Origin of the sequence: Salinibacterium sp. G-O1, assembly GCF_030063305.1 — a bacterium.
GTDB lineage: Bacteria > Actinomycetota > Actinomycetes > Actinomycetales > Microbacteriaceae > Rhodoglobus.
Genome location: NZ_JASISV010000001.1, coordinates 1 through 24,444, shown reverse-complemented (window position 1 = coordinate 24,444; position 24,444 = coordinate 1). Strand labels below are relative to the sequence as shown.

Annotated in this window: 21 protein-coding genes; 16 read left to right on the top strand and 5 right to left on the bottom strand. The window is 64.1% G+C overall.

Features of this window, described 5'->3' with window-relative positions:
- The first annotated feature begins 97 nt into the window (after window positions 1-97).
- From QMG83_RS00105 to QMG83_RS00075, 7 genes are all read left to right on the top strand, one after another.
- Window positions 98-1,390, top strand: a complete 1,293-nt coding sequence (locus QMG83_RS00105) for an ABC transporter substrate-binding protein (RefSeq protein ID WP_283503340.1) — start codon at window positions 98-100, stop codon at window positions 1,388-1,390.
- Window positions 1,391-1,399: 9 nt separating this feature from the next.
- Window positions 1,400-2,362, top strand: a complete 963-nt coding sequence (locus QMG83_RS00100; RefSeq protein WP_283503339.1) for a carbohydrate ABC transporter permease — start codon at window positions 1,400-1,402, stop codon at window positions 2,360-2,362.
- The gene (locus QMG83_RS00095; RefSeq protein ID WP_283503338.1) at window positions 2,359-3,195 is read left to right on the top strand and encodes a carbohydrate ABC transporter permease; all 837 of its coding nucleotides are present in this window, start codon (window positions 2,359-2,361) and stop codon (window positions 3,193-3,195) included. Before QMG83_RS00100 ends, QMG83_RS00095 begins: the two co-directional genes overlap by 4 nt.
- A complete protein-coding gene (locus tag QMG83_RS00090; protein ID WP_283503337.1) occupies window positions 3,192-4,946 on the top strand; it encodes an amylo-alpha-1,6-glucosidase in 1,755 nt (584 codons plus the stop codon). Before QMG83_RS00095 ends, QMG83_RS00090 begins: the two co-directional genes overlap by 4 nt.
- Window positions 4,947-5,042: 96 nt before the next feature.
- Window positions 5,043-6,353 (top strand): ABC transporter substrate-binding protein, encoded by a 1,311-nt coding sequence (locus QMG83_RS00085; protein ID WP_283503336.1) that lies wholly within the window; start codon window positions 5,043-5,045, stop codon window positions 6,351-6,353.
- A 19-nt stretch (window positions 6,354-6,372) separates the two neighbouring features.
- The gene (locus tag QMG83_RS00080; protein WP_283503335.1) at window positions 6,373-7,278 is read left to right on the top strand and encodes a carbohydrate ABC transporter permease; all 906 of its coding nucleotides are present in this window, start codon (window positions 6,373-6,375) and stop codon (window positions 7,276-7,278) included.
- Complete coding sequence (locus tag QMG83_RS00075) at window positions 7,275-8,123, top strand: carbohydrate ABC transporter permease (protein WP_283503334.1); 849 nt, start codon at window positions 7,275-7,277, stop codon at window positions 8,121-8,123. Before QMG83_RS00080 ends, QMG83_RS00075 begins: the two co-directional genes overlap by 4 nt.
- On the opposite strand, the gene QMG83_RS00070 is transcribed toward QMG83_RS00075, so the two are convergent.
- Entirely contained in the window at window positions 8,120-8,788 is a 669-nt protein-coding gene (locus QMG83_RS00070) for a GntR family transcriptional regulator (RefSeq protein ID WP_283503333.1), read from the bottom strand. The genes QMG83_RS00075 and QMG83_RS00070 overlap by 4 nt on opposite strands.
- 132 nt (window positions 8,789-8,920) lie before the next feature.
- On the opposite strand from QMG83_RS00070, the gene QMG83_RS00065 reads away from it, so the two are divergent.
- The 6 genes from QMG83_RS00065 (at window position 8,921) to QMG83_RS00040 (ending at window position 16,793) form a co-directional block, all read left to right on the top strand.
- On the top strand, window positions 8,921-10,984 hold the full coding sequence (locus QMG83_RS00065; RefSeq protein ID WP_283503332.1) for a beta-galactosidase: 2,064 nt from the start codon (window positions 8,921-8,923) through the stop codon (window positions 10,982-10,984).
- A gap of 64 nt (window positions 10,985-11,048) precedes the next feature.
- Window positions 11,049-12,440 carry an aminomethyl-transferring glycine dehydrogenase subunit GcvPA gene (gcvPA, locus tag QMG83_RS00060; protein ID WP_283503331.1) on the top strand — a complete coding sequence of 464 codons (1,392 nt, stop codon included), beginning with the start codon at window positions 11,049-11,051 and terminating at the stop codon, window positions 12,438-12,440.
- Window positions 12,437-14,002 carry an aminomethyl-transferring glycine dehydrogenase subunit GcvPB gene (gene gcvPB, locus QMG83_RS00055; protein WP_283503330.1) on the top strand — a complete coding sequence of 522 codons (1,566 nt, stop codon included), beginning with the start codon at window positions 12,437-12,439 and terminating at the stop codon, window positions 14,000-14,002. The genes gcvPA and gcvPB overlap by 4 nt, the downstream gene beginning before the upstream one ends.
- Window positions 13,999-15,174 (top strand): ATP-NAD kinase family protein, encoded by a 1,176-nt coding sequence (locus QMG83_RS00050; protein ID WP_283503329.1) that lies wholly within the window; start codon window positions 13,999-14,001, stop codon window positions 15,172-15,174. Before gcvPB ends, QMG83_RS00050 begins: the two co-directional genes overlap by 4 nt.
- Before the next feature lie 15 nt (window positions 15,175-15,189).
- On the top strand, window positions 15,190-15,948 hold the full coding sequence (locus QMG83_RS00045) for an SDR family NAD(P)-dependent oxidoreductase (RefSeq protein WP_283503328.1): 759 nt from the start codon (window positions 15,190-15,192) through the stop codon (window positions 15,946-15,948).
- Between the two features lie 29 nt (window positions 15,949-15,977).
- A complete protein-coding gene (locus QMG83_RS00040) occupies window positions 15,978-16,793 on the top strand; it encodes an aldo/keto reductase (protein ID WP_283503327.1) in 816 nt (271 codons plus the stop codon).
- A gap of 9 nt (window positions 16,794-16,802) precedes the next feature.
- On the opposite strand, the gene QMG83_RS00035 is transcribed toward QMG83_RS00040, so the two are convergent.
- Complete coding sequence (locus QMG83_RS00035) at window positions 16,803-17,153, bottom strand: GntR family transcriptional regulator (protein WP_283503326.1); 351 nt, start codon at window positions 17,151-17,153, stop codon at window positions 16,803-16,805.
- A 54-nt stretch (window positions 17,154-17,207) separates the two neighbouring features.
- Window positions 17,208-17,645, bottom strand: coding sequence for an Lrp/AsnC family transcriptional regulator (locus tag QMG83_RS00030; protein WP_283503325.1), 438 nt, complete (start codon window positions 17,643-17,645; stop codon window positions 17,208-17,210).
- 103 nt (window positions 17,646-17,748) lie between these two features.
- On the opposite strand from QMG83_RS00030, the gene ddaH reads away from it, so the two are divergent.
- A complete protein-coding gene (gene ddaH, locus QMG83_RS00025; protein WP_283503324.1) occupies window positions 17,749-18,582 on the top strand; it encodes a dimethylargininase in 834 nt (277 codons plus the stop codon).
- Here ddaH and QMG83_RS00020 read toward each other — a convergent pair.
- Complete coding sequence (locus QMG83_RS00020; protein WP_283504490.1) at window positions 18,579-21,101, bottom strand: glycoside hydrolase family 65 protein; 2,523 nt, start codon at window positions 21,099-21,101, stop codon at window positions 18,579-18,581. The two genes, ddaH and QMG83_RS00020, sit on opposite strands and share 4 nt — an antisense overlap.
- Window positions 21,101-21,871 carry an HAD family hydrolase gene (locus QMG83_RS00015; RefSeq protein ID WP_283503323.1) on the bottom strand — a complete coding sequence of 257 codons (771 nt, stop codon included), beginning with the start codon at window positions 21,869-21,871 and terminating at the stop codon, window positions 21,101-21,103. The genes QMG83_RS00020 and QMG83_RS00015 overlap by 1 nt, the downstream gene beginning before the upstream one ends.
- Before the next feature lie 134 nt (window positions 21,872-22,005).
- Between QMG83_RS00015 and QMG83_RS00010 the strand changes: the two genes are divergently transcribed.
- Window positions 22,006-23,046: a Gfo/Idh/MocA family protein gene (locus QMG83_RS00010; RefSeq protein WP_283503322.1), complete on the top strand. Its 1,041-nt coding sequence runs from the start codon at window positions 22,006-22,008 to the stop codon at window positions 23,044-23,046.
- Between the two features lie 21 nt (window positions 23,047-23,067).
- Window positions 23,068-24,153 (top strand): acyl-CoA dehydrogenase family protein, encoded by a 1,086-nt coding sequence (locus QMG83_RS00005; RefSeq protein WP_283503321.1) that lies wholly within the window; start codon window positions 23,068-23,070, stop codon window positions 24,151-24,153.
- Window positions 24,154-24,444: the final 291 nt, after the last annotated feature.

Below are 24,444 nucleotides of genomic sequence, written 5' to 3'. Positions count from 1 at the left end.
GGCTCGAGCAGGGAATCCAGCGCACTTTCCTCTTGACAGAAGTGAATGATGTATACAGAATACAATCTATCTTCTGATCACCGAAAGAGGTTCCAGCATGCGCATCTCATCGTCGAGACGCCTCATCGCCGTCCTGTCCGCCACCGCCATCGCGGTCTCACTGGCCGCGTGCAGCGGCACATCGTCCGCATCCGACCCGAATACCGTTGTTTGGTCCACCTGGGGCACCCCGGAAGAGCTAACGCGTTTTGAGGATTTCAACCAGGAATTCATGAAGCGGCACCCGGACATCTCGGTGAAGCTGCAGCCCGTCGCCTCCTACAGCGACTACCACTCGAAACTGCTCGCCCAGCTCACCTCGAACACCGCCCCCGACGTGTTCTATGTGGGGGATGACAAGATCGGCCAGTTCGTGGCATCCAATCGACTCATGCCCCTGACAGCTCTCATGGAATCCGGTGAGAGCCAGACCAAGCCTGATGACTTCTTCCCCGGTCTGTTCGGTGCCGCCCAGACCGACGACGACATCTACGCCGCCCCCAACGATGCGAACCCCGACGTGCTCTGGTACGACAAGGCCGCGCTGCAGGCTGCAGGAATTACCGAAGACCCCGCAACCCTCGCCGCGGCCGGCGAATGGACCACCGCGAAGTACCTCGAGATGAACACTGCCCTCAAGCAGGCGGGGCTGACAGGCTCGATGTTCTGGAACTACTGGGCAACCCACTACAGCTGGATCTCGGCGCAGGGCGGCTCCGCCTTTGACACGTCGGGAACGTTCGACGCCAACACTGACGTGACGAGCGTCGAGGCGATGGATGTCATGGCAAGAAACTTCCAGGACGGCACATTCGTTGTCGCAGACACCCTGCCCGAAGGAGCGGGCGCCGACAGCGTCTTCGTCACCCACAAGGCTGGCTTCTTCTCGCAGGGCCGCTACACGATCGGCACCGTCACCTCGGCCGGAGTGCAGGACGACTACGACATTGTGGCGTGGCCCACGCCGAGCGGAACTCCAGCTCCCACCGGAGTCGCCGCGTCGTACCTCGCCATCAACGCAGGCACCAAGGCGAAGGATGCCGCGTTCACCTTCTGGACCGAATTCCTGAGCGCCGAGGGCCAGACCTTCCGACTCTCCGGCGGCGGAAACGCCGTTCCGTCGATCAAGGGAGCGGATGACGTTGTGCTCGAGGACGGCTACCCCGCCCACGCCCAGACCTTCCTCGACATGAGGGACATTGGCTTCGCGGCGCCGCCGGAGGAAGCCAGGGTTCCGGGACTGTCTGGTGACGTCAGCGACCTGATGCTCAAGCTGTACCAGGGCAACGACGATGCGCAGACCGCGCTCGATGAGGTCGCCGATCTCATCATCAGCAAGTCGCGCAGCTAGCACGATCGGATGACTATCGTGCCCAGCTCACTCGTTGAGCAGCCACGACTCGCATCCCCGCCGCCAGCCGGACCCCGCAAGGAGTCCGGCTGGCGCCGGCGTGACCGACGTTGGGGCTACGTTTTCGTCGGCCCACAGCTGATCGGGATGGCCATCTTCGTGCTCGTCCCCTTCCTGGGCAGCATGGTGCTCGCCTTCGCGTCGTGGGATGGCTTGTCCGAACTCACCTGGGTGGGATTCGACAACTTCATTTCCCAGCTTCAGGATCCGCTGCTGCTGCGCAGCATCCTGAACACTCTGCTCATCGCCGCCATCACCGTGCCGATCGGGCTCGGGTTCTCGGTGGTCATTGCCGTGGCGTTGGAGAAGCTGAAGACCCGCACCCTCTACCTGGTGCTGTTCTTCGCTCCCGTGGTCACCAGCACGGTTGCGGTTGCGATGATCTGGCAGCAGATGCTGCGGGCGGACGGCGTGCTCAGTTCGAGCATCTCGAAAATCTTCGGAATCGCACCGCCCGACTGGCTCGGCGATCCGGGTCTCGCCCTCATCTCGGTGTGCATTGTTTCCATCTGGGCGTCGATGGGACTGAACGTCATCATCTTTCTCGCGGGTCTGCAAAACATTTCACCCTCCGTGATTGAGGCCGCGAAACTCGATGGCGCGGGCGCCCTCGGTATTTTCTGGAGCATTCGGCTGCCGCTGCTCTCGCCCATCATCTTCTTCTCGTCCGTGATTGCGTTCATCAGCTCGCTGCAGACTTTCGACGTTGTGTTCGTGCTCACGGCAAACGCTGGCCCGGACAACGCCACGCGCACCATCGTTTACCACATCTACGATCTCGGCTTCGGTCGCTTCGAATTCGGCCCATCGAGCGCGGCGGCGGTCATCCTGCTGCTGCTGACTCTCGTCATCACGTTCATCCAGTTCGGCGTGCAAAAGAAGGTCGTTCACTACGAGGATGGTGCCGAATGACTCTCACCCAGCGCACACGCACGTTGCTGATCCACACGGCACTGGGGGTCGCGGCTCTCGCGATGGTGTTCCCGTTCATCTGGATGCTGCTGACCTCACTGAAGACGCTCCCGCAGTTACTGCAGGACCCGCTCAGTTTCTGGCCGAACCCCTGGACGCTCAACAACTACATCGATGCCTGGAATGCGGCGCCGTTTGCCCAGGCGTACATGAACAGCGTCTACATCACGGTTCTGGCCGTGGTCGGCACCCTGCTGACGGCATCGATGGCCGGCTATGCCTTTGCGCGGATCAAGTTCCGGGGCAGCCGGTTCCTGTTCATCTTGTTCCTGGCGACACAGATGATTCCCAAGCAGGTCACACTGATTCCGTTTTACCTGCTCATGAGCAGCCTCGGCTGGGTTGATTCACACCTCTCCCTGATCGTCCCTGCCATGATGGTGAATCCTTTCGCCGTCTTCCTGATGCGACAGTTCGTGCTGTCGCTGCCCAAGGAACTGGAGGAAGCGGCGCTGGTCGATGGAGCCGGGCGCTGGCGGACGTTCTGGAGCGTCATCCTTCCAAACCTGCGCCCGGGGCTTGGCGCACTGAGCATCATCGTGGCCCTCGATGTGTGGAATGCCTTCCTGTTCCCACTGGTGCTCCTGAACACGCCCGACCTGTTCACGGTTCCGCTACTGCTCTCATCGTTCCGCGGGCAGTTCGGCTCCATCAACTATGGGTTGGTGATGGCCGCCTCGGCCGTGTCCACCATTCCGATGCTGGTCGCTTTCGTCATCGGACAGCGTCGCATCATCAGCAGCATGGCCGCGTCCGGACTGGGCGGCAGATGATGGGCACCGCCGGCGCGGGGCACCGAGCGCACACCGATGCGCTCATCGAGATGGTCAGCAGTCAGTTGGACCTGGTGGCGGCCCCCTTCACCCTCCCGCGTTCCCGAATACTGGTGCAGCGACATCCGGATTCCCCGGCAGAAGGCGGGCGAGAGCTGCGAGTGAGCCGCGCCGAGTACGAGCGCAGCCTCTCCGACTGCATCGCCATCGAGCGCCTGAGCGTGTGCGACAAGGATGGCGAACCACTCGACATCACGCGGGTGCTTCCGCACCGAATCGAGTTCGGCGGCGGACAGGTCACACTGACCTTCGCGGGAGCAGACGCTCTCAGCATCGGAGTGCGCAAGCCTGGCCCTGCTGACGGCCGAGCGAGCGCTGAGGTTCACCTCGAGCTGCGCGACCGAACGCGGCGGTCGATACCTCTGCTCCCAGGGGCCTCGGTCGTGCTCCAGGCGGCATCCGACGGGTCCGTCACGATCTCACCGATCCTCGAAGCAGGCGAATTCCAGCACGACGACCACCTGCGTTCGACCGCCAGGGTCTGGGCTGAATGGTTCGATCGTTGCCCCCGGGTTCGAGAAGACCTCCAACCGATGACCGCTCTGTGCTGGTGGGTCCTGGGCGCAAACATCGTCGAATTGCCCGGACTGGATGGCGCACGGGCCGTCGTCCCCTCCAAGATCGGCTACGTCGGCCTGTGGCAGTGGGACGCGTACTTCATCGCGATTGGACTTCGCCACGGCGATCCGGAGCTGGCGCGTGAGCAGCTCGACATTGCCTTCCGATTCCCCACCGCCACGGGTCAACTGCCGGATGTCGTCCACGACGAGGGTGTGCTGGCATCCAGCGACGACCTGCCGCCACACGATCTCGAGGTGTTGCGCGCACACGGGTCGAGCATCGCCGACCCGGCCGCTCCGGTTCCACTCACGAAGCCGCCGCTCGCGGGCTGGGCCCTTCGCAAGGTGCTGGAGTCGACTCCTGCCCAGGATCGCACCGCCGTCGCATCCTGGGCGAACGCCGCCTGGGACACCATCGCGCGCTCGCAGGACTGGTGGTTCGTGCACTCAGACCTGGACGGCGACGGCATGCCCGAGTATGGCCACCCATATTCATCCGGGCTCGACGACAGTCCCATCTTTGACGGTCCGTTCCCGCTGGCATCGCCAGACCTCGGCGCGTACCTCGTGCTTCAGGATCGTGAACTTGCGCGCCACTTCACCGAACAGGGCAACGCCGAGCGCGCTGAGGCATGTGGCCGCCGGGCCGATGCGACGCTGGCCGGACTGCTGGCGATGTGGGACGCGGCCACCGGTCGATTCCTGCCCCACGCCGGCGAGCGAATCGTGCGGTCGTACACTGCGGTCAGCCTTCTTCCCCTGCTGACGGGTGAGCTGCCGGCCGTGCGTGCAGAGCTTCTGGTGGCAGCGCTGAGCGACCCCGCTCAATTCGGAACGACCTGGGGGGTGCCAACCGTTGCGGCGAACGACCCGGACTTCTCTGACGAGCGGATGTGGCGCGGACCGGTGTGGGTGAACATCAACGCATTGCTGGTGGAAGGGCTGCGGTCATCCGGATACCCCGCAGAGGCGACCCGGCTCGCCGAGCAGACCGTAGCCCTGGTCATCCACGGTCGAGGCCCGAGCGAATACTTCAACCCCAGCACCGGCCACAAGGCTCACACCGCGACGACGTCGTTCGGCTGGAGCGCCGCGCTGTTCATCGATCTCGCCGTGACTCTCTCGCCCTGACTCCTCGCTATCCGACAGGCGTAGGACCACATTGACGTCATTCTGCCGTCCGTGTACTGTATACAATATTCTGAGCACACAGACGAAGGAGTCACCTTGCCATCCAGAAAATTGCCCGTGCCGATTGCCGCGATGGCTATAGCGGCGCTGCTCGCAGGTTGTGCGGGCGGGTCGGCTGGCGCGCCGGCGGCGCCCATCGATCCACAGGCTGACGTATCTGGCGAGATCACAGTCTGGTCGTGGGATGTCGCTGCAACAGCATTGAAGCGACTCGGATCTGAGTACGAATCGAGCCACCCCGGCACGAAGATCACGGTCGTGGACGTTGGATACGACAACGCGTACGACAAGCTGTCGGTGGGATTCAAGGCGGGAAGCGGCCTCCCCGACATCGTCTCCATCGAAACCGATCGCGCTCCCGGCTACATCACCGAATTCCCGAAAGGATTCGCTGACCTCACGCCGGTGATTGGGGATAAGCAGGCCGACTTCGATCCCTCGAAGTGGTCCGCCTCATCAAACGGCGATGGCCAGATCCTCGTCGCCCCCTGGGATTCCGGAACTGTCGGACTGTTTTACAGGTCCGACTACCTGGCCGCAGCCGGGATCGACCCCGCGAGTCTGAGCACGTGGGACGATCTGGTGGTCGCTGGCGAGAAGATCAAGTCGACGACGGGTCACACCCTCATGTCGATCGATGTGTCGTCGGGCGCAACATTCTCGATGATGCTTCAGCAGCAGGGGGAGGGGCTCTTCAACTCGGACGGTGAGATCACCGTCTCGTCGCCCCGGGCGGTGAAGGCGCTGACCCTGCTCAAGGGGATGAACGACAAGGGACTCATCAAAAACGTCAAGGGATGGGATGGTCGCGTCACCGCGACGAAGGATGGCGACTCCGCCGTGCACCCCGAAGCGGTCTGGTGGACCGGAACACTCACCGGTGAGATGCCGGAACTGGCGCAGAAGTTCGGCGTGACCGAGCTCCCCGGATTTACCGCGAGCGGTGCCCGCACGTCGAACAACGGGGGATCGGGCCTCGCCATTCCGTCGCAGGCGAAGAACCCGAACCTTGCCGCGTCGTTCGTAGCGTGGACACTGGCCGACACCACGAACCAGGTCTCGATGATGAAGACAGAAGGGTTATTCCCCTCGTACCTGCCCGCGCTTGCCGACCCCTATTTCCAGCAGCCAGACCCCTACTTCTCCGGCGAGAAGGTTTACGAGCTGTTTGCCACCGAAACGGCGAAAATACCGTCGATCAGCTACACGAGCGACAACGCGAAAGCCCAGGACATGGTGGCCAATGCGGTCGTCGCCTCGGTGATCAACGGCGCCGATCCCCAGAAGACCCTCGATGATGTCGCGAACCAGATCGCCAACGCGACCGGTCGAAAAATCGCGAACTGACGTGTCGCTCCCATCCCGGGTGACACTGTCACCTGCGGGAGCTGCACGGAGGAACCCCAGGGCGCTCGGCCATAAGCTGCAGCGCCCTGGGCTCTACTTCGCCCTCCCCGCCCTCGCCCTCTTCGCCATCTTTTTCGCCTATCCACTGGCATCGTCGTTCTGGCAGAGCATGACGAAAACCGTCGGAGGCGAAACGGTTTTCGTCGGTCTCGACCAGTACGCGCGCCTCTTCCTCGATCCCCTCATCGGCAAGAGTCTCTTCAACGCCGGAATATTGCTCGTCGTTCAGGTGCCCCTCATGATGAGCCTGGCGGTGGTGCTCGCGTACCTGCTCAACCAAAGCTGGCTGAGGTTCAGGGGCGGCTTCCGTGTGCTGCACTTCCTCCCCGCGGTGACGACCCTTGTGGCGTATTCGGTGGTGTTCCGGGTGATGCTGGCCACCGACGGCGGGGCCGTGAACCAGCTGATCGGTCTGCTGGGTATTGCTCCGGTCGATTGGCTCAACAATGAGACCTGGGCGCGCGTTGCCCTCATCGCGTCAATCACCTGGCGGTGGACCGGCTACAACATGGTCATCATTCTCGCCGGCCTTCAGGCCATCCCAGAGGAGTTGTACGAGGCCGCGCGACTCGACGGCGCAGGGCGGAGGGCCATCTTTTTCAGAATCGTCATCCCACAACTGCGCCCCGTGCTTCTTTTCACGAGCATTACCTCGACGATTGGCGCACTTCAGCTGTTCGACGAGAACTTCATTCTCACCGGGGGTGGGCCCAGCGACGCGACCCTCACGCCCGTGCTCTACCTCTACAAGGTCGGCTTCCGCCAGTTCGACTTCGGCTACGCGTCCGCCATTGGGTGGATGATCGTGGCGCTGACTGCCGTGATCGCCTTCGTCCAATTCAGACTCACGAGGGAGAAACCATGACACGTTCACAGGATGCGACGAGGCTGGGCGCTTCGCTTCGGCACGCGCCGATCTACCTTGTGCTGCTCGTCGGCTCGATCATCAGCCTCATCCCGTTCCTCTGGATGGTCGTCGCGTCAACCCATCGCACATCCGACCTGTTCGGCACGCCTCTACCCGTGCTGCCGGGTGGCGAGTTGCTGACCAACCTGGCCAGACTGCAGGAGGACGTCAATTTTGGGCGAGTGATGATCAACAGTCTTGCCGTGGCCATCGTTTACACGGCGTTCAGCTCGATCGTGAGCATCATGGCCGGCTATGGACTGGCGAAATTTTCATTTCGAGGGCGCAACGTTGCCTTCGGTCTCATCCTGGTCACGATGATGATCCCGATGCAGGTGCTGTTGGTCCCGTTGTTCCAGATGATGGCGAGCATCGGGTGGATCGACAGCTACCAGGCCGTCATTTTGCCGTTTGTCGCGAGTGCCTTCGGGATTTTCCTCATGCGGCAATCGTTTCTGGACTTTCCGGATTCGCTCATCGAGTCCGCGCGGATTGACGGCGCCAACGAATTTCGCACCTTCTATCGCATCGTGCTCCCTGTGGCGAAGCCGCAGATCGCGGCCCTGATCATCTACACGTTCATGACGCAGTGGAACTCGTTCATCTGGCCGCTGCTCATGCTCAATACGGAAGACAACTACACGGTGCCGGTGGCACTGAATACGATGATCGGTTTGTCGCGGGTGGACTACTCCGGGCTCATGCTCGGCTCACTACTGGCAACCCTGCCCTTGCTCATACTGTTTCTGATCTTCCAGCGCCAGTTCATCGCGGGTCTGCTGGGCGGGGCCGTCAAGGGTTAGCTGCGCTCCTGGAGTGCGATGTGCTCGCTGGTGGCGTTCGCAAGGATTCGCCGCGCGCCATTGATCCAGTTGGCCTTCAGCGCCTTCTGGGCGAGCGGGATGTCTCCGGCAATGAGAGCATCGGCGATCTCCAGGTGTTCGGCAGCCACGCGATCGACCATGACCTCATTGGGGACGAGCAGTGACTCATACCGGTGGAACAGGGCGCGCACCCCTTCGATCGTCTCGAGGAGACGCGCATTGGGGCACTCGCTGAGCATGACGCTGTGCCATTCATCATCTCGCTGGGCGATGACGCCGTGCTCGGCGATGTTTTGACTGAAGTCGTCTGCCAGCACCTTCAGCTCACGCCCAATGCTTCTCATCACATCAGCGGGAGTCAGCTCGATTGCGAGGCTCTCCAGGGCCGCCATGATGGGCCCAAGTTCCTCGAACTCTGACGCGCTCAGCTTGACGAAGCGAAAACCCTTGCCGTTCTCGCTGGTGATCTGACCTTCGCTCTCAAGTCCAATCAGTGCCTCGCGCAGTGGCGTACGGCTCACGCCCAGTTCTGAGGCGAGCTGAACCTCGTTGATCCCCTCACCGGGTTGGGCCTCACCCGAGCGCATGCGGGCGAGAAGCTCGTCGCGCACTTGGGAGCGGAGCGTTTTGCGTTCGATTGCCAAGGGGCCCTCCGAGGGTGTGCGTAGTGAGCATAAGTTTAGGTCGCGCTTGGAGTAGCATGATTCGACTACGGCCTGTATACAGAATACAGAGTATTCGCCTTTCGGCACCCCTCCCTGTGAAAGTGAGTTGATGTGACAACGACGCCATCCCGACCCATCCGTCTCGACGCACTTGCTTACGGTGGCGACTACAACCCTGATCAGTGGCCAGAAGAGGTGTGGGTCGAGGATGCCAGACTCATGCGCGAGGCGGGTGTAAACCTTGTGTCGCTGCCGGTATTCTCCTGGCCGCGCATCGAGAAAACTCAGGGAACCTACGATTTCGACTGGCTTGACCGGGTCATCAATCTGCTGTGGGAGCACGGGATCAAGGTGGATCTGGCTACCGCCACGGCGACGCCGCCCGCGTGGCTCATTCGGGAGCATCCCGAGATCTTGCCGCACAATGTTCACGGCCAGCGCCTGGAGTTCGGTTCCCGTCAGGCGTACTGCCCGAGTTCACCGGTCTTCCGTTCCCATGCCCTCCGGCTCACCGAAGCCATGGCGGTGCGCTACGCAGAACACCCGGCGCTCGCTCTGTGGCACATCTCGAACGAGTACGGAGACCACGTGCCGCGATGCTGGTGCCCTGTCTCCGGTGCGCACTTCCGTCGCTGGCTCGAGAGCCGGTACGGCGACATCGACGGCCTCAATGAGGCCTGGGGCACAAGTTGCTGGGGTCAGCACTACCTGTCGTTCGATCACATCGAGCCACCCCGCACATCGATGGGACCCATCAACCCCTCGCAGTTGCTCGATTTTGAGCGATTCGGATCTGACGCGCTGCTTGAGCTGTTCCAGTCGGAAATAGACGTCCTACGACGAGTGACCCCCGACATTCCGGTCACCACGAACTTCATGAGCCTCTTCAAGGAGCTCGACTATTGGGATTTCGCCGCGGTCGAAGATGTAGTGACCGACGATGCCTATCCCGACCCCGGGGATCCACTGGCCCACGTGCCAGCCGCGCTCAACTATGGGCTCATGCGCTCATTAAAGAGCGGCCAGCCCTGGTTGCTGCTCGAGCAGGCCCCGAGCGCGGTCAGTTGGCGTGACGTCAATGTGCCCAAGGCGCCCGGTCGGATGCGTCTCGACAGCTATCAGGCGATCGCGCACGGTTCGGACGGCGCGATGTTCTTCCAGTGGAGGCAGGCCAGGTTCGGGCCCGAAAAATTCCATTCGGCGATGCTCGGACACCGTGGCGAAAAGAGCCGCACCTTTGCCGAGACCGCGGCGCTCGGCGCCGAGCTGAAGAAGATAGACGCTGTACGCGGCAGCAGGGTGTCGGCGCGAGTCGCCCTGGTCGTCGACTGGGACTCGTGGTGGGGCAGCTCCGCAAATGATTCCCTTCCCTCACAGCGACTGGACTGGCTGGAGCAGGCCAGAGCCTGGCATGGTGCCCTCTTTGCGCTGGGTCAGACGGTCGACGTAGTGAAGGCCGGCGGCGGATTCGAGAGTCCGTTCGCCCGATATGACGTCGTGGTCGTGCCGAATCTCTATGTCGTCACCCAGGAGCAGGCCGAGGCTCTCACGTCGTTTGTGGAGGGCGGCGGTCACCTGGTGGTCGGTCCGTTCAGCGGGGTCGTAGACCCGACGGAGAAGATCCACCCCGGTGGGGCTCCCGGTCCGCTCCGGAACCTGCTCGGTGTCGAGGTCGACGAGTGGTGGCCGTTGGCCGATGGTGACACCGGGGCGATCACGCTCGCCGGCTCCGATCACGAGATCGAGACCTGGAGTGAATGGATCGACGTCGCCGACTCCGCAGAGGTCGTCGCGACCTACTCGACGGGGGTGCTGGATGGACGGGCAGCTATCGTGCGCAACGCCTCGGGGGCCGGGGCGGCGTGGTACCTCAGCGCTGCGCTGCGGGAGAACGGGCTCGAGGCGGTGCTCGGCCAGATCCTCGATGCTGCGAGCGTCGATCGCCGCCAGCACCCCAATCGGCTGCTGGAGGTGGTCACGCGAGTCGGTGACGACGAGTCGTTCACGTTCTTCCTAAACCACGGGGCCGACGAGATCCTGGTTCAAGCGCCGGCGGCAGCGGTCGACCTTCTGTGCGGTGCGGATATCCCCATCGGCGCTGACATCCGACTGCCAGGATTCGGCGTCGCGGTGCTCGCTCATCGCACCCTTGACCTGACGCCGACTTCGTTATAGCTTTTCTGTATACAAAATACAGTACTCAGTACTGAACCGACGACAGAAACCGGGGTTGGACCACGTGCCAGATTCCTTTGTCCATCCGTACATCCCGAATAGTGCTCCCGCGACGAAGGCCGCGATGCTTGCGGCCGTCGGGGCAGGCAGCACCGAGGATTTCTACGCGGACATCCCTGCCAGCCTTCGACTGAACCGCCCGCTCGACCTGCCGGCGCCGCTGGTGGCCGAGCAAGACCTGGTTCGCCACGTCGAAGGCGAGTTGAATCACAATGTCTCCACCAAGGAAAGACTGAGCTTCCTTGGCTTCGGCACATACAACCACTTCGTTCCCGCCGTCGTTGACGAGGTGATCAATCGCAGTGAGTTCCTGACTGCATACGCTGGCGAACCCTACGAAGACCACGGTCGGTTCCAGGCGTTGTTCCAGTACCAGTCGCTCATGGCGGAGCTGCTGAACATGGAGGTCGTGAACGTGCCGACCTACGACGGGTTTCAGGCCACGGCAACGGCGTTGTCGATGGCGGGACGCATCACGGGGCGTCGCGGCGTGGTGGTGTGCAGCGACGTGCTGCCAGACAAGGTGTCACGCGTCGACGACTTTGTGCGGCCGAACCTCGACCTCACGTTCGTGCCCACGATCGACGGCACCGCGCACGTCGAGGCGATCATCGCGTTGTTGGGCGCGGACACCGCAGCCGTCTGGGTGGAAACCCCGAGCTGCACCGGAGCCGTAGAGACCGCCATCCGGCAACTTGCCGACGCAGCCCACGCGGTCGGTGCGATTCTCGTTGTCGGTACCGACCCCATCGGTTACGGCGCACTGACGCCGCCCGCTGACCAGGGCGCCGACATCGTGTGCGGAGACATTCAGGCATTGGGATTGCATCAGTGGTTCGGTGGGGCCCACGGGGGATTCATTGCCGTTCACGACGATCCCAGGTTCGTAATGGAGATGCCGTCGCGGCTGTTCGGGCTCGCGTCGACCGATGTCGCCGGTGAATACGGATTCGGGGATGTCGCCTACGACCGCACCTCCTTCGCGCTTCGCGAGGAGGGAAAGGAGTGGGTCGGAACCGCAGCAGCCCTGTGGGGTATTGCTGCCGGCGTCTACCTTGCCCTGATGGGACCGCAGGGCATGGCCGAGCTGGCCGAGACCATTCTTGCGCGCACCACCTACGCGCAGGCACGGCTCGGCGCGCTCGCCGGCGTGACCCTCAACGACAACGCTCTGCACCTGCGCGAATTCGTCATCGATCTCAGCGCCACCGGCGTCGACAGCCGCACCGTTGTCGATCGGCTTCGACCGCTCGCGATCGACCCCGGTGTCGTGGTCGGGGAGTACGAGCTGCTCGTGTGCGTCACCGAGATGACGACCCAACATGACATCGATCGTCTGACGGATGCCATCGCGTCTGCCACAGCGTCCAGCACCACCCAGGAGAAGAGCGCATGAGCCTCCCCATCGCACCCAAGCCAGCCCAGCGCCGTTTTCACCAGGCCAGGTGGGATGAGCCCATCATTTTCGAGCTGACCAATCCGGGCGAGCGCGGGGTTCTGGTTTCGCAGGTCGAATCCGGCATCCGCGATGCGGTGGGCGACGTTCTCGCCGATCTGCCAGCGGGCATGAGACGGGCAAGCCCGCCAGCCCTGCCGGAGATGGCCCAGATGCGCGTACTTCGTCACTACCTTCGCCTCAGCCAGGAAAACCTGGGCGCAGACCTGAACGTCGACGTGGGTCAGGGCACCTGCACGATGAAGTACGCCCCCAAAGTGAACGACGCCCTGATTCGCACGACGAAGCTGGTAGACCTGCACCCGATGCAGAACGAAGCCGATGTGCAGGGGGTACTCGGCCTGATCTGGAACCTCGAAAGGATGCTCGCCGAGATCTCCGGAATGCACAGCGTCTCCCTGCATACGAGTGGCGGTTCGACCGCGATCTGGACCAACATCTCGATGATCCGCGCGTTCCACGAGGCAAACGGTGAAGGTGATCAGCGCACCGAGGTGGTAACCACGATCTTCAGCCATCCGTCCAACGCCGCCACCGCGAAGGCCGCCGGTTACAAGGTCATCACCCTTTACCCCGACGCAGACGGATATCCCGATGTGGAAGCCCTCCGAGCCGTCATCGGCCCGCAGACCGCGGCGATCATGATCACGAATCCGGAGGACACGGGAATCTTCAACCCGGGGGTGACCGAATGGGTCTCGTTGGCACATTCCGTGGGGGCCCTCGCGTCGTACGATCAGGCGAACGCCAACGGCATCCTCGGAATCACTCGTGCCAGGGACGCCGGATTCGATGTTTGCCACTTCAATATCCACAAGACCTTCGGCACCCCCCACGCCTGTGGCGGGCCCGGCAGCGGGGCCAACGCAGTCTCGGAGCAACTGGAGCCGTTCCTGCCCGGCCCGGTCATCACGAAGAACGGCGATCATTTCGCTCTGGACTCTGACCGTCCGAACTCCATCGGGAAGGTTGCCCCGTTCTACGGCGTCATCCCGAACCTGGTGCGCGCCTATTCGTGGATCATGGCCCTCGGAGGCGAAGGGCTGCGCGCCGTCGCCGAGACCGCAGTGTTGAACAACAACTATCTGATGAAGAAGATCCTTGAAATTCCGGGGGCTTCCGCCCCGTATGCCACGGGCCGACGCCGGATCGAACAGGTGCGCTACTCCTGGGAGGAACTTTTCCAGGAGACGGGCATCACCTCCGAGGAAATTGGCGTGCGCGCCTCCGACTTCGGGATGCACTACTGGACCAGCCACCACCCCTACATCGTTCCGCAGCCTTTCACTCTGGAACCGACGGAGTCGTACTCCATGGCCGAACTCGATGAGTACGCGGCCGTGCTCGCCGAGGTGGCGCGGGAGGCCCGAGAGACCCCGGAGATTGTCCGCACCGCACCGCACAACCAGACCGTGCACCACATCCACCACGACGACCTCGATGACCCAGAACGATGGGCGATCACCTGGCGGGGGTACCAGCGCAAGTATTTCGGCGCATGACCCGGAGTATCGGCCTGCTCATCAATCCGGTAGCGGGGATCGGCGGGCCGGCCGGGCTTAAGGGCAGCGACGGCATCGTCGTGCAGGCCACCGCTCGCGAACGGGGTGCGCGCCAGAACGCCAGAGAGCGGGCTCTTCTCGCACTGCAGGTGCTGGCCACCCGTCATCCGGCGGCTGAGATCATCACGGCAGACGGAGCCATGGGTGCCGATGCGGTGAGGCTGAGCGGCTTGCGCCCTCAGGTCGTCTATCGGCCTGCCGGTGCGGCTGCGACGACGGGGGCGGACACGACCGCCGCAACGGCGGCGCTGGTCGACGCTGGCGCGAGCCTCATACTGTTCGTGGGCGGCGATGGCACAGCGCGGGATGTCGCGGCCGGACTCGGCGCGGAGCAGCCCGTTGTCGGCGTACCGGCGGGAGTGAAGATGTACTCGAGTTGCTTCGCCGTGAGCCCGGCAGCGGCCGGAGCTCTGGCCGCTCAATGGGCGGAGGGAGCGCTGCCGCTCGAACAGCGCGAAATCCTCGATGTGGATGAGGACCAGATCCGGGAGGGTCGGGTGGATCCCCGGCTCTTCGCCATGGTCCCCGTGCCGTTCATCGCTGGCCGCACGCAATCCCGCAAGAGCGCGACGCCCGCCTCTGACGCCGCCGCCGTGCGCGTTGCGGCCGCTGGCGCGATTGCGCGGATGACGCCCGGATGGTTGTACCTGCTCGGCCCCGGGGGCACGATGATGGAGGTCGCCCGGCAGCTCGGTGTACCCAAGACTCCGCTCGGCGTCGATGTCGTGCGGTTCGAGGGTGCGGCGGGCAACGCATGCACGCTGCTTCTCGCGGATGCCTCCGAGAAGCAACTTCTGGAGCTCATCGCGACCTTCACCCGAGCTCGCCCGACTGAATCCACCTTGCGAATCAGGGCGGTCGTCACTGTCATCGGCGGCCAGGGTTTTCTGCTGGGCCGCGGGAACCAGCAGATCTCGGGGCGAGTCATCGAAGCCCTCGGTACTGATCCTCTCCTCGTTGTCGCGACCGAGGGAAAACTGGCGAACCTCGCCGGTCGCCCCTTACTCGTCGACACCGGCAGCCGGGATGTCGACCTGCGGCTTTCCGGCCACATCTCTGTCATCACCGGCGCTCGAAGTTCCGGCGTCTACCCCGTAACAGCCCCACAATAAGAAATGGAAACTCACATGCGTCTCGCGAACAAGAATGCAATTGTCACCGGCGGAGCGGGCGGCATAGGCCGTGCCTCAGCGCTCGCCTTCGCCGCGGAGGGGGCTCAGGTCGCTGTGGTCGATCTTCGAGAGGATGCCGCGGTGGCAGTGGCGGACGAGATCAGGGCCGCCGGCGGGACGGCCATCGCCATCGCGGCGGACGTCTCGGATGAGGCCGACATCCAGCGTGTCATCGCGACCACGATCGAGGCGTTCGGCGGCGTCAATGTCGTCTTCAACAACGCCGGGATCATTCGTCGCACCACCGCCGTCGAGACCACGGCCGAGGAATGGGACCGGGTCTTCGGGGTCAACGTGAAATCGATCTTTCTCATGTGCAAGCACATCGTGCCGATCATGGCAGCCGCCGGCGGCGGATCCATCGTCAACACCGGATCGGGGTGGGGGCTGAAGGGTGGCGGCCAGGCCATCTCGTACTGCGCCTCGAAGGGTGCAGTGGTCAACATGACGCGGGCTCTCGCCATCGACCACGGACCACAGGGCATTCGTGTCAACTCGGTCAACCCGGGTGACGTCAACACGGGAATGCTCAGGGACGAAGCTGCCCAGCTCGCGGTCGACGCAGACGCCTTCCTCGCCGAGTCCGCCGATCGTCCGCTCGGTCGGATGGGTGAGCCCAGCGAAATTGCCGCGGCCGTCGTCTGGCTCGCCAGCGACGAGGCCAGCTACGTGACCGGGACGGCGCTCGTCGTTGATGGGGGAGGGATCGCGTAGCGCGCTGGCACGGCTTGTATGGTGGCAAGATGATCCCCTCCATTCCGCTCAACGACGGTCACAGCATCCCTCAGGTCGGTCTCGGCACCTGGCCGCTCGCGGGTGACGAGGCACGAGATGCGGTTTCGGCAGCGATCGGGCTGGGCTACCGCCACATCGACACCGCCGTGCGCTACGAGAACGAGGACGGGGTCGGAGCAGGCGTAAAAGCCAGTGGCGTCGACCGGTCAGAGTTGTTCATCACGACGAAGCTGGACGGAGAGTTTCAGGGCGAGGACCGTGCGATCGACGGGTTGCGCAAGTCTCTCCGGCGCCTCGGGCTCGACTACGTCGACCTGCTGCTGATCCACTGGCCGTTGCCAGCCCGCGGGGAGTTCGTCTCAACCTGGCGCACCTTCGAGAAGCTGAAGGCCGACGGGCTGGTGCGCTCCATCGGTGTCTCCAACTTCCTGCCGGCCCACCTCGGGGTACTCGCCGCAGAGACGGAGACGGTGCCCGCCGTGAACCAGATCCAGCTTTCTCCCGCCATCACGAGGGTCGAGCAGCGCGCCTATAACGCGGCCCACGGCATCGTCACCGAATCGTGGAGCCCAATCAAGGGCATCCTGGATGAGGCGCCCATCGTCGAGGCTGCCGAGAAGCACGGGAAGACCGCAAGCCAGGTTGCGCTTCGCTGGCACGTGCAGCAGGGGCTTGTGGTGATTCCCAAAACCGCTCACCCTGCGCGGATGGTCGAGAACATCTCCATCTTCGACTTCGAGCTGGATGCCGATGACCTCGCCGCACTGGCGACCCTCGACCTCGGACCGGGCGCCGGCGTCAACTCCGACAGCGACGGGCACTGACCCGGCGGTTTAGAGCCCAAGCGCTGATTGTGCGAAACGCAGCGCATCGGAGGAGGGAACACCAAGCTCTGTCGCGCGCACCGCGTACGCGCTCGCGGCGGCCTGCAGCGACTCTTCCGCCGTGCCCTTCGTGCCGCTGATCACGGTGCCGTTGCGCCCGCGAGTCTCCACGAATCCGTCATTCTCGAGAATTCGATAAACGCGGGCCACCGTGTACGGTGCCACGCCCAGCTCGCTCGCCAGCTGGCGCACGGTGGGAAGCTTCGCCCCGACAATGAGATCTCCGCTCTCGATCTGTTCGATGATCTGCGTGCGCACCTGCTCGTAGAGGGTTACCCCAGACTCCGGATCGACTTTCACAGCATCACGCTACTCCCGCTTCGGGGAGCACGGGGGCGCATCTCTGTCGCACCGTCAGTCGTACTGGCGGTGGACGAGGCGCGACAGCACGATCGCGCTGCGGGTGTGATCGACGTTTGGGGCCAGGCGCAGCCTCTCGAGGGCGACCTCGAGCGAGGCGATGTCCCTCGATCGCATGTGCACGATCGCATCGGCTGACCCGGTGATCGTGCCGGCATCCACCACCTCGGGAATGCTGGACAGGATTTGCTTGAGTTCGTCCGGTGCCACAGTGCCGCGGCAGAATAGCTCGACGTACGCCTCGGTCGCGAGCCCGTCGACGGCGGGATCCACCTGAATGGTGAAACTGCGGATGACGCCATCGGCGACCAGGCGGTCGACGCGGCGTTTAACTGCGGAGGCAGAGAGGCCGATCACGTCGCCGATATCGCCGTAGCCGGCGCGCGCGTTGAGCCTCAACAGGTCGATGATGCCGTAGTCGAGATTGTCCATCCGATCAGACTACGGCGAATATCGCAGACAATGGCGGTGCAGACGCGAGTTTTGTGCGCGACAAGCTCTGAAAGTGCGGATAGATGCGTGAAACACTGGAGAAATGACTTTGACCGATACGAACCAGACCCCGGCTCGCACCGCCACCCCGCGCACAGTGCTCATGTGCCGCCCCAGCCACTTCACCGTCGTGTACCGCATCAACCCGTGGATGGATCCCGAGATGCCGACCGACACCGCGCTTGCGGTGCGCCAGTGGGAGACCTTGTACCAGACGTACGTCGACCTCGGCTTCGACGTGCAGCTCATCGACCCCGTCGAGGGGCTTCCGGACATGGTGTACGCGGCCAACGGTGGCTTCGTGATCGACAACATCGCCTACGGTGCGAGTTTCACCCACCCCCAGCGCCAGCCCGAAGGTCCCGCCTACATGGACTGGTTTGGGGCCAACGGCTTCGACGTGCGGGAGCCCGTCGAGGTGAACGAGGGTGAGGGCGACTTCCTGCTGGTGGATGGCGTCATCCTCGCCGGCATGGGCTTCCGCAGCGCATCCAACAGTCACAAGGAACTCGCCGAGATCTCAGGGCGCGAAGTGATCTCACTCAACCTGGTCAACCCCAGTTTTTATCACCTCGACACCGCGATGGCGATCCTGGATGACTCGAGCATCGCCTACCTGCCGTCGGCGTTCGACAAGCCATCGCTGGAAATTCTTCGCGAACGATTCCCCGACGCGATCATCGTGACCGAGGAGGACGCGGCCGTGCTCGGCCTCAACTCGTTCAGCGACGGCTACAACGTGGTCATCGCGGCACGGGCCACCAACTTCGAAGCGCAGCTGCGCGAGCGCGGATACAACCCGATCGGCGTCGACCTGTCCGAGCTGCTGCTCGGCGGCGGCGGCGTGAAGTGCTGCACGCTGCAGTTGCGCCGCTAGTCGCTCAACTCCGCCTGCTCGACCGCGGGGGTCCAGCCGATCGGCACAGACGCCCTGATGACGCTGCCGTCGGCTCGACGGGCGCCCTCCACAGTGCTCACGGTGGGTGCTCCCGCGATCCTGAGCCCGTGGTGGGCGAGGCTAACCGTGACCGGCGTGCCCGCGCTCGCGTCGACGTCGACGCCGCGCACGGCGAAGTGCACGGAGGTGCCTACCTCGACGGTCAACGTGATCTCGGGCTGCGTGACATCCACGCGCACACGGGTGCCGTTGACCATGATTCGGTAGGTGAGACCGGTCCAGCCCTCGGGCAGTCTCGGGTCGATGGTGAACCGACCTTCGTGGTCGCGCAGACCGCCGAAGCCGAACACGAGAGCGCTCCACATTCCGCCGGTCGACGCGATGTGCACGCCGTCTGACGCGTTGCGGTGCAGGTCTGCGAGGTCGACGAACAGGCCGTCCATGAAGTACTTGACGGCGAGGTCGCTGTAGCCGACCTCCGCCGCGATGATGGACTGCACAACCGCCGACAGCGTGGAGTCGCCCGTCGTGATCGGGTCGTAGTAGTCGAAGTCCGACTTCTTCTGCTCTTCTGTGAACTTGTCACCCTGCAGGAAGAGGGCGAGCACGACGTCAGCCTGCTTGATGACCTGGAAGCGGTAGATCACGAGGGGGTGATAGTGCAACAGCAGGGGGCGCTTATCCGGACCGGTTGCCGCCAGATCCCACAGCTCCTTCTCGAGGAACTGCGCATCCTGCGGGTGGATGCCCAGCGACGGGTCGAACGGAATGAACATCGCGTCTGCAGCCGCGCGCCATGCGTCCACCTCATCCTGCTCGAGCGAGAGCCGTGCCACCAGAAGTTCGTGGCTGGCCGGATCGCCCTCGCGCATGGCCTCGACCGCCAGGGCGGCCGAGCGCAGGTTGGCTCTCGCCATCACGTTTGTGTACAGGTTGTCGTTCACCACGGTCGTGTACTCGTCGGGCCCGGTCACCCCGTAGATGTGGAAGCTGTCGCCGCCATTCGAACGCCAGAAACCGAGGTCGGCCCACATGCGAGCGGTCTCGACGAGGATGTCGATGGCGCCACGAGTGAGCAGGCCGTGGTCTCCCGTCGCCGCCACGTACTGCGTGAGCGCGAAGGCGATGTCTGCATCGATGTGGTACTGCGCCGTGCCCGCGGCGTAATACGCGGATGACTCCTCGCCGCTGATCGTGCGCCAGGGGAAGAGTGCCCCCACCTGGTTGAGCTCCTTGGCCCGCAGGCGCGCGTGCTCGAGGATTGAATGCCGGAATCGAAGCGCATTCCTGGCCGCCGTCGGTGACGTGTACGTGAGCACCGGCAGTACGTAGATCTCGGTGTCCCAGAAGTAGTGGCCGCCGTAGCCGGTCCCGCTGACACCCTTGGCGGCAACGCCCTGACCGTCAGCGCGTGCGGACGCCTGCGCCAGCTGGAAGAGATTCCACCGCACCGCCTGCTGCACGATCGGCTGGTCGTGAACCTCGACGTCGGTGCGCTCCCAGTATTCCGTGAGCCAGTCGCGCTGTTGCTGCGCGGCGAACTCGAAACCCTCGGCCGCTGCCCGATCCAGCGTGCGATCGCTGCGGTCGGCGAGCTCGCGCGTGGGCACCTCCCGGGAGCTGTGGTAGCTGACGGTCTTCACGATCCGGATGCGTTGACCGGACTTCGCCTTCACGCGGTAGACGTGTTTGGCGAGATCGTCGCTAAGTGAGCTGGTTTCTTCCCACTCGTTGGCGGTCTCGATGATGTGGTCGATTCCGGCAACCACCGTCATCCCGGAGTTGGCGCAGCGGTAGCCGAGTGTGTAGCGGCTGTCGACGGCTCGCTTGAGCTTCGGCAGCAAAACCCGCTCGGTCAGCGTCTCCGCCTTGCGGGGGTCGAAAGCAGTGGTGACACCTCGGCCACCGTTGAACTCGATGGGCGGCTGGTCGAACTCGTCGATGCCGTCCTGTCGGTTGAAGAGCTGGCTGGAAATGGCGACGGATGCGTCGGCGTCGAGCACGGTGACGTCGTAGACGATCACCCCGAGGTGGCGGTCGACGAACGAGATCATGCGGCGGGAATCCACCTGCACCTGCTTGCCCGATGGCGTGCGCCACAGTACGGAGCGCGTCAGCGCACCCTCGCGGAAGTCGAGCCGGCGACTGAAGCTCAGCAGGTCTGCTTCCGGCAGGATGAATGGCTCGTCGTCCACGTAGAGGCGGATGATCTTGGCATCCGGAACATTGACGATCGTCTGTCCCACGCGCGCGAAACCGAACGCCTCCTCCGCGTGACGGATGGCCCAGGTCTCGTGCAGGCCATTGATGAAAGTGCCGTGCACATGACCGGCACGCCCCTCATCCATGTTTCCGCGCATGCCGACATAGCCGTTGCCGACCGCGAAGAGAGTCTCGGTGCGGCCCATGTCATCAGAGCTCGGGGTGTTCTCGACGAGTGCCCAATCGTCAACGGGGAAGCGATTGCGGTCGAGCGGATCGCGCGAGTTGGTCGACATCATGATCGTGCTCCTGCTGGATAGGTGTCCAGGGGCAGCATGTCCTGGAGGTCGGATACGACGATGTCAGCGCCGGAGTCGAGCAACTCCTGCGCGCCGGCGCCGCGGTCCACCCCGAGGACAAGGCCAAAGGTGCCGGCGCGACCGGCCTGAACACCGGAGTGCGCGTCCTCTATGACTACGCACTCCGCAGCCGTGAGGCCCAGGAGCGTCGCGGCGTGCAAATACGTGTCTGGGGCCGGTTTCCCGGCGATGTTTCCGGCCGCGGCGACCACGCCATCGACGACGATCTCGAAACGATCGGCCAGTCCGGCGGCCTCGAGCACGGCCGGGGCATTGCGTGAACTCGAGACGACGGCGACCTGGAGACCGGCTTTCGTCACGGCATCCAGAAAGAGAATCGAGCCTGGGTACGCAGAGACGCCCTCCTCGGCGAGCACGCGGCTCACCGTGTCGTTCTTGCGATTGCCGAGCCCGCAGACGGTGTCTGCAGAGGGGTCGTCGGTGGGAGCGCCCTCGGGCAGCTCCAACCCGCGGGCCGCAAGCATCGAGCGGACTCCGTCGTAGCGTGGCTTTCCATCGATGAAATCGAAGTAGTCCTGCTCGGTGTATGGGGCGACACCATGCTCGTCCAGGTACGGCGTGAACAACCGTGCCCACGCAGCCATGTGCGCGTCGGTGGTCGGCGTAAGCACACCGTCGAGGTCAAACAGGACGCCGCGAATGCCGTTCATGGGTGGAGCAAGGGTGCAGGGCAGGATGTCGGCCATGGGCACGCCTTCCGTGTTGAGTGAAGAGTCGTGTTGGTCAGAGGCGGCGACATCAGCGGGCCGTATGTGCTATTGAACAGCATTCAGGGCCCTAATCAAACACGATATATCGTCGCTATGAGTAGATTCGACCCATGAACTCTTTCCCCACAGTGTTTCCGGCGTCCACAGCCATCCCCTTGCGGGGCGGCGCCACGCTGAAATGGGGGGTGCTCGGGCCGGGCACCATCGCGAACACTTTCGTCACCACGCTGCACGCCAACAGCGACCAGCGGATGCTCGGAGTCGGCTCCCGCTCACTGGAACGTGCGAGCGCTTTTGCTGCGAAGCACGGCATCCCGAACGTCTACGGGTCATACGAGGCACTCGTCGCCGATCCCGACATCGACGTCGTCTACATCGCCGCGCCCCACAGCGAGCACCGTGACCTCGCGCTGCTCGCCCTCGCAGCAGGCAAGCACGTGCTCGTCGAGAAGCCGATCGCGCTCAGCGCGGCCGAGGCGCGCGAGATCGCCGCGGCAGCGACGGCAGCCGGGCTCTTCGCCGCCGAAGCAATGTGGACGAGATTCCTGCCCAAGTCGACGGTGATCCGGCAGTTGCTTGACGACGGTGTACTCGGAGACGTGCGACTGACCAGCGCCGAGCTGAGCTTCAAATTCGGCTTCGATCCAGAGCACCGCCTCTACAACAGGGAGCTGGGCGGCGGCGCCCTGCTCGACCTCGGTGTGTACCCCCTGTCGTTCATCCACTTCGTCATGGGCGCTCCGGATGCCGTTCACGCCTCCGGTTCACTCTGCTCGACGGGTGTCGACGAGCAGGCAGCGATCACCCTCGAATATGCGGGAGGCGCACAGGGGTTCGCCGCGACCACCGTGTTGGCATCCGGGAGCAACGGAGCCGTGATCACGGGAACCTCGGCGCGCATCGAGGTGCAACCGAACTTCATCGCCCCCGGCGGCTTCACCCTCATCTCGGCCGATGACGAGCGCCTCGACTGGCATGACGAGCCCTCAAGCGGGAACTTCACCGAAGGGCTGGTGTGGCAGGCGGCCGCGGTCGCGCAGCACATTGCGGATGGGCGCACCGAAGCCCCCGAGCATCCCATGTCCACCGCGATCGCCGTGCTCGAAACTATCGATGACGCGCGCACCCAGCTGGGCTACCCGCCGCGGTGAGGCGCGACATAGCCTGAGTGCATGACAGTTCTCACTCAGGATCTGCTCGACCGAATTCGCTCGAGGGCGGCCGGCTACGACCGCGACAACGCGTTCTTCACCGAAGACCTCGACGAGCTGCGGGCCGCGGGATATCTGACACCGCGCAGCCTGCTCGACACGGCTCGCGACCAGCGGCTGCTCGCCGCCTATGCCCCGGCCACCGCCCTCGGCGTCAACATGCATCACGTGTGGGTTGGGGTAGCGCGCGTGCTCGCCGAACGTGGTGATCACAGCCTCGACTGGGTGCTTGAGGATGCCGCGGCCGGGGAACTGTTCGCGTTCGGGGTGAGCGAGCCAGGCAATGACGCGGTGCTCTGGGACTCGACAACTGTCGCGGCGCCAGTCGAGGGTGGCTTCACCTTCACCGGCACGAAGATCTTCACCTCCCTCTCGCCGGCCTGGACCCGCCTCGGGGTGTTCGGCCGTGACGGCGACACTCTCGTGCACGGGTTCATCACGCGCGATACACCGGGGTGGCGCTCGCTGGACGACTGGGACACCCTCGGCATGCGTGCCACGCAGAGCCACACGACCGTACTCGATGGCGCTTTCGTGCCCACCTCGCGCATCGCCAGGACCTTGCCCGTCGGGCCTAATGCTGACCCGTTTGTGTTCGGCATTTTCGCCAACTTCCTGCTGCTGATCGGCTCGGTCTATGCCGGGATCGCAGACCGTGGGCTCGAGCTCGCCGTCGAGGCTGTGACGCGCCGCACATCCATCCACACCGGTGAGTCGTACGCCCAGAATCCGGACTTCCGCTGGCGAATCGCGGATGCTGCCATCGCCCTCGACGCCATCGCCCCGCAGCTGGAGCGCCTCGCGGCCGATGTCGACCGGGTCGTCGACCACGGGGCATCCTGGTTCAGAAAGCTCACGGGCGCACGGCACAGGTCGACCGAAACCGCGCGGTATGTGATCGACCAGGCCATGCGGTCGGCGGGCGGCGGCGGATATCGCGCCACCGGCGAACTCGCGCGGCTGCAGCGAGACGTGCTCGCGGGCATCTACCACCCGAGCACCGCGGAGGCCGTGCACTCGACGGTGGCCGCGAACCTGCTTGACTAGCTGAGCCGCCCGCCGCCGCCCCCGCGCCGCCGGCTGTCGGCCCCGCTGCCCCCGCCGCGCTGTCCGCCCTCGCCCCCACTTCGCCGAGATTGCGCAAACTGCCGCTATCCCGGTCGCCGTAGCGACCGTTTGCGCAAACTCGCCGGTAGGTGGGGGGACCGGGAGGGTGACGGGGACGGGGGGTGACGCTCGCCGAGGTCACCCCAGCCGCCGCCACGCCGCTCTCGCCCCGTAGCCGAGCTTGCGCGAACTGCCGTTATGCCGTCTACGTAGCGACAGTTTGCGCAAGGT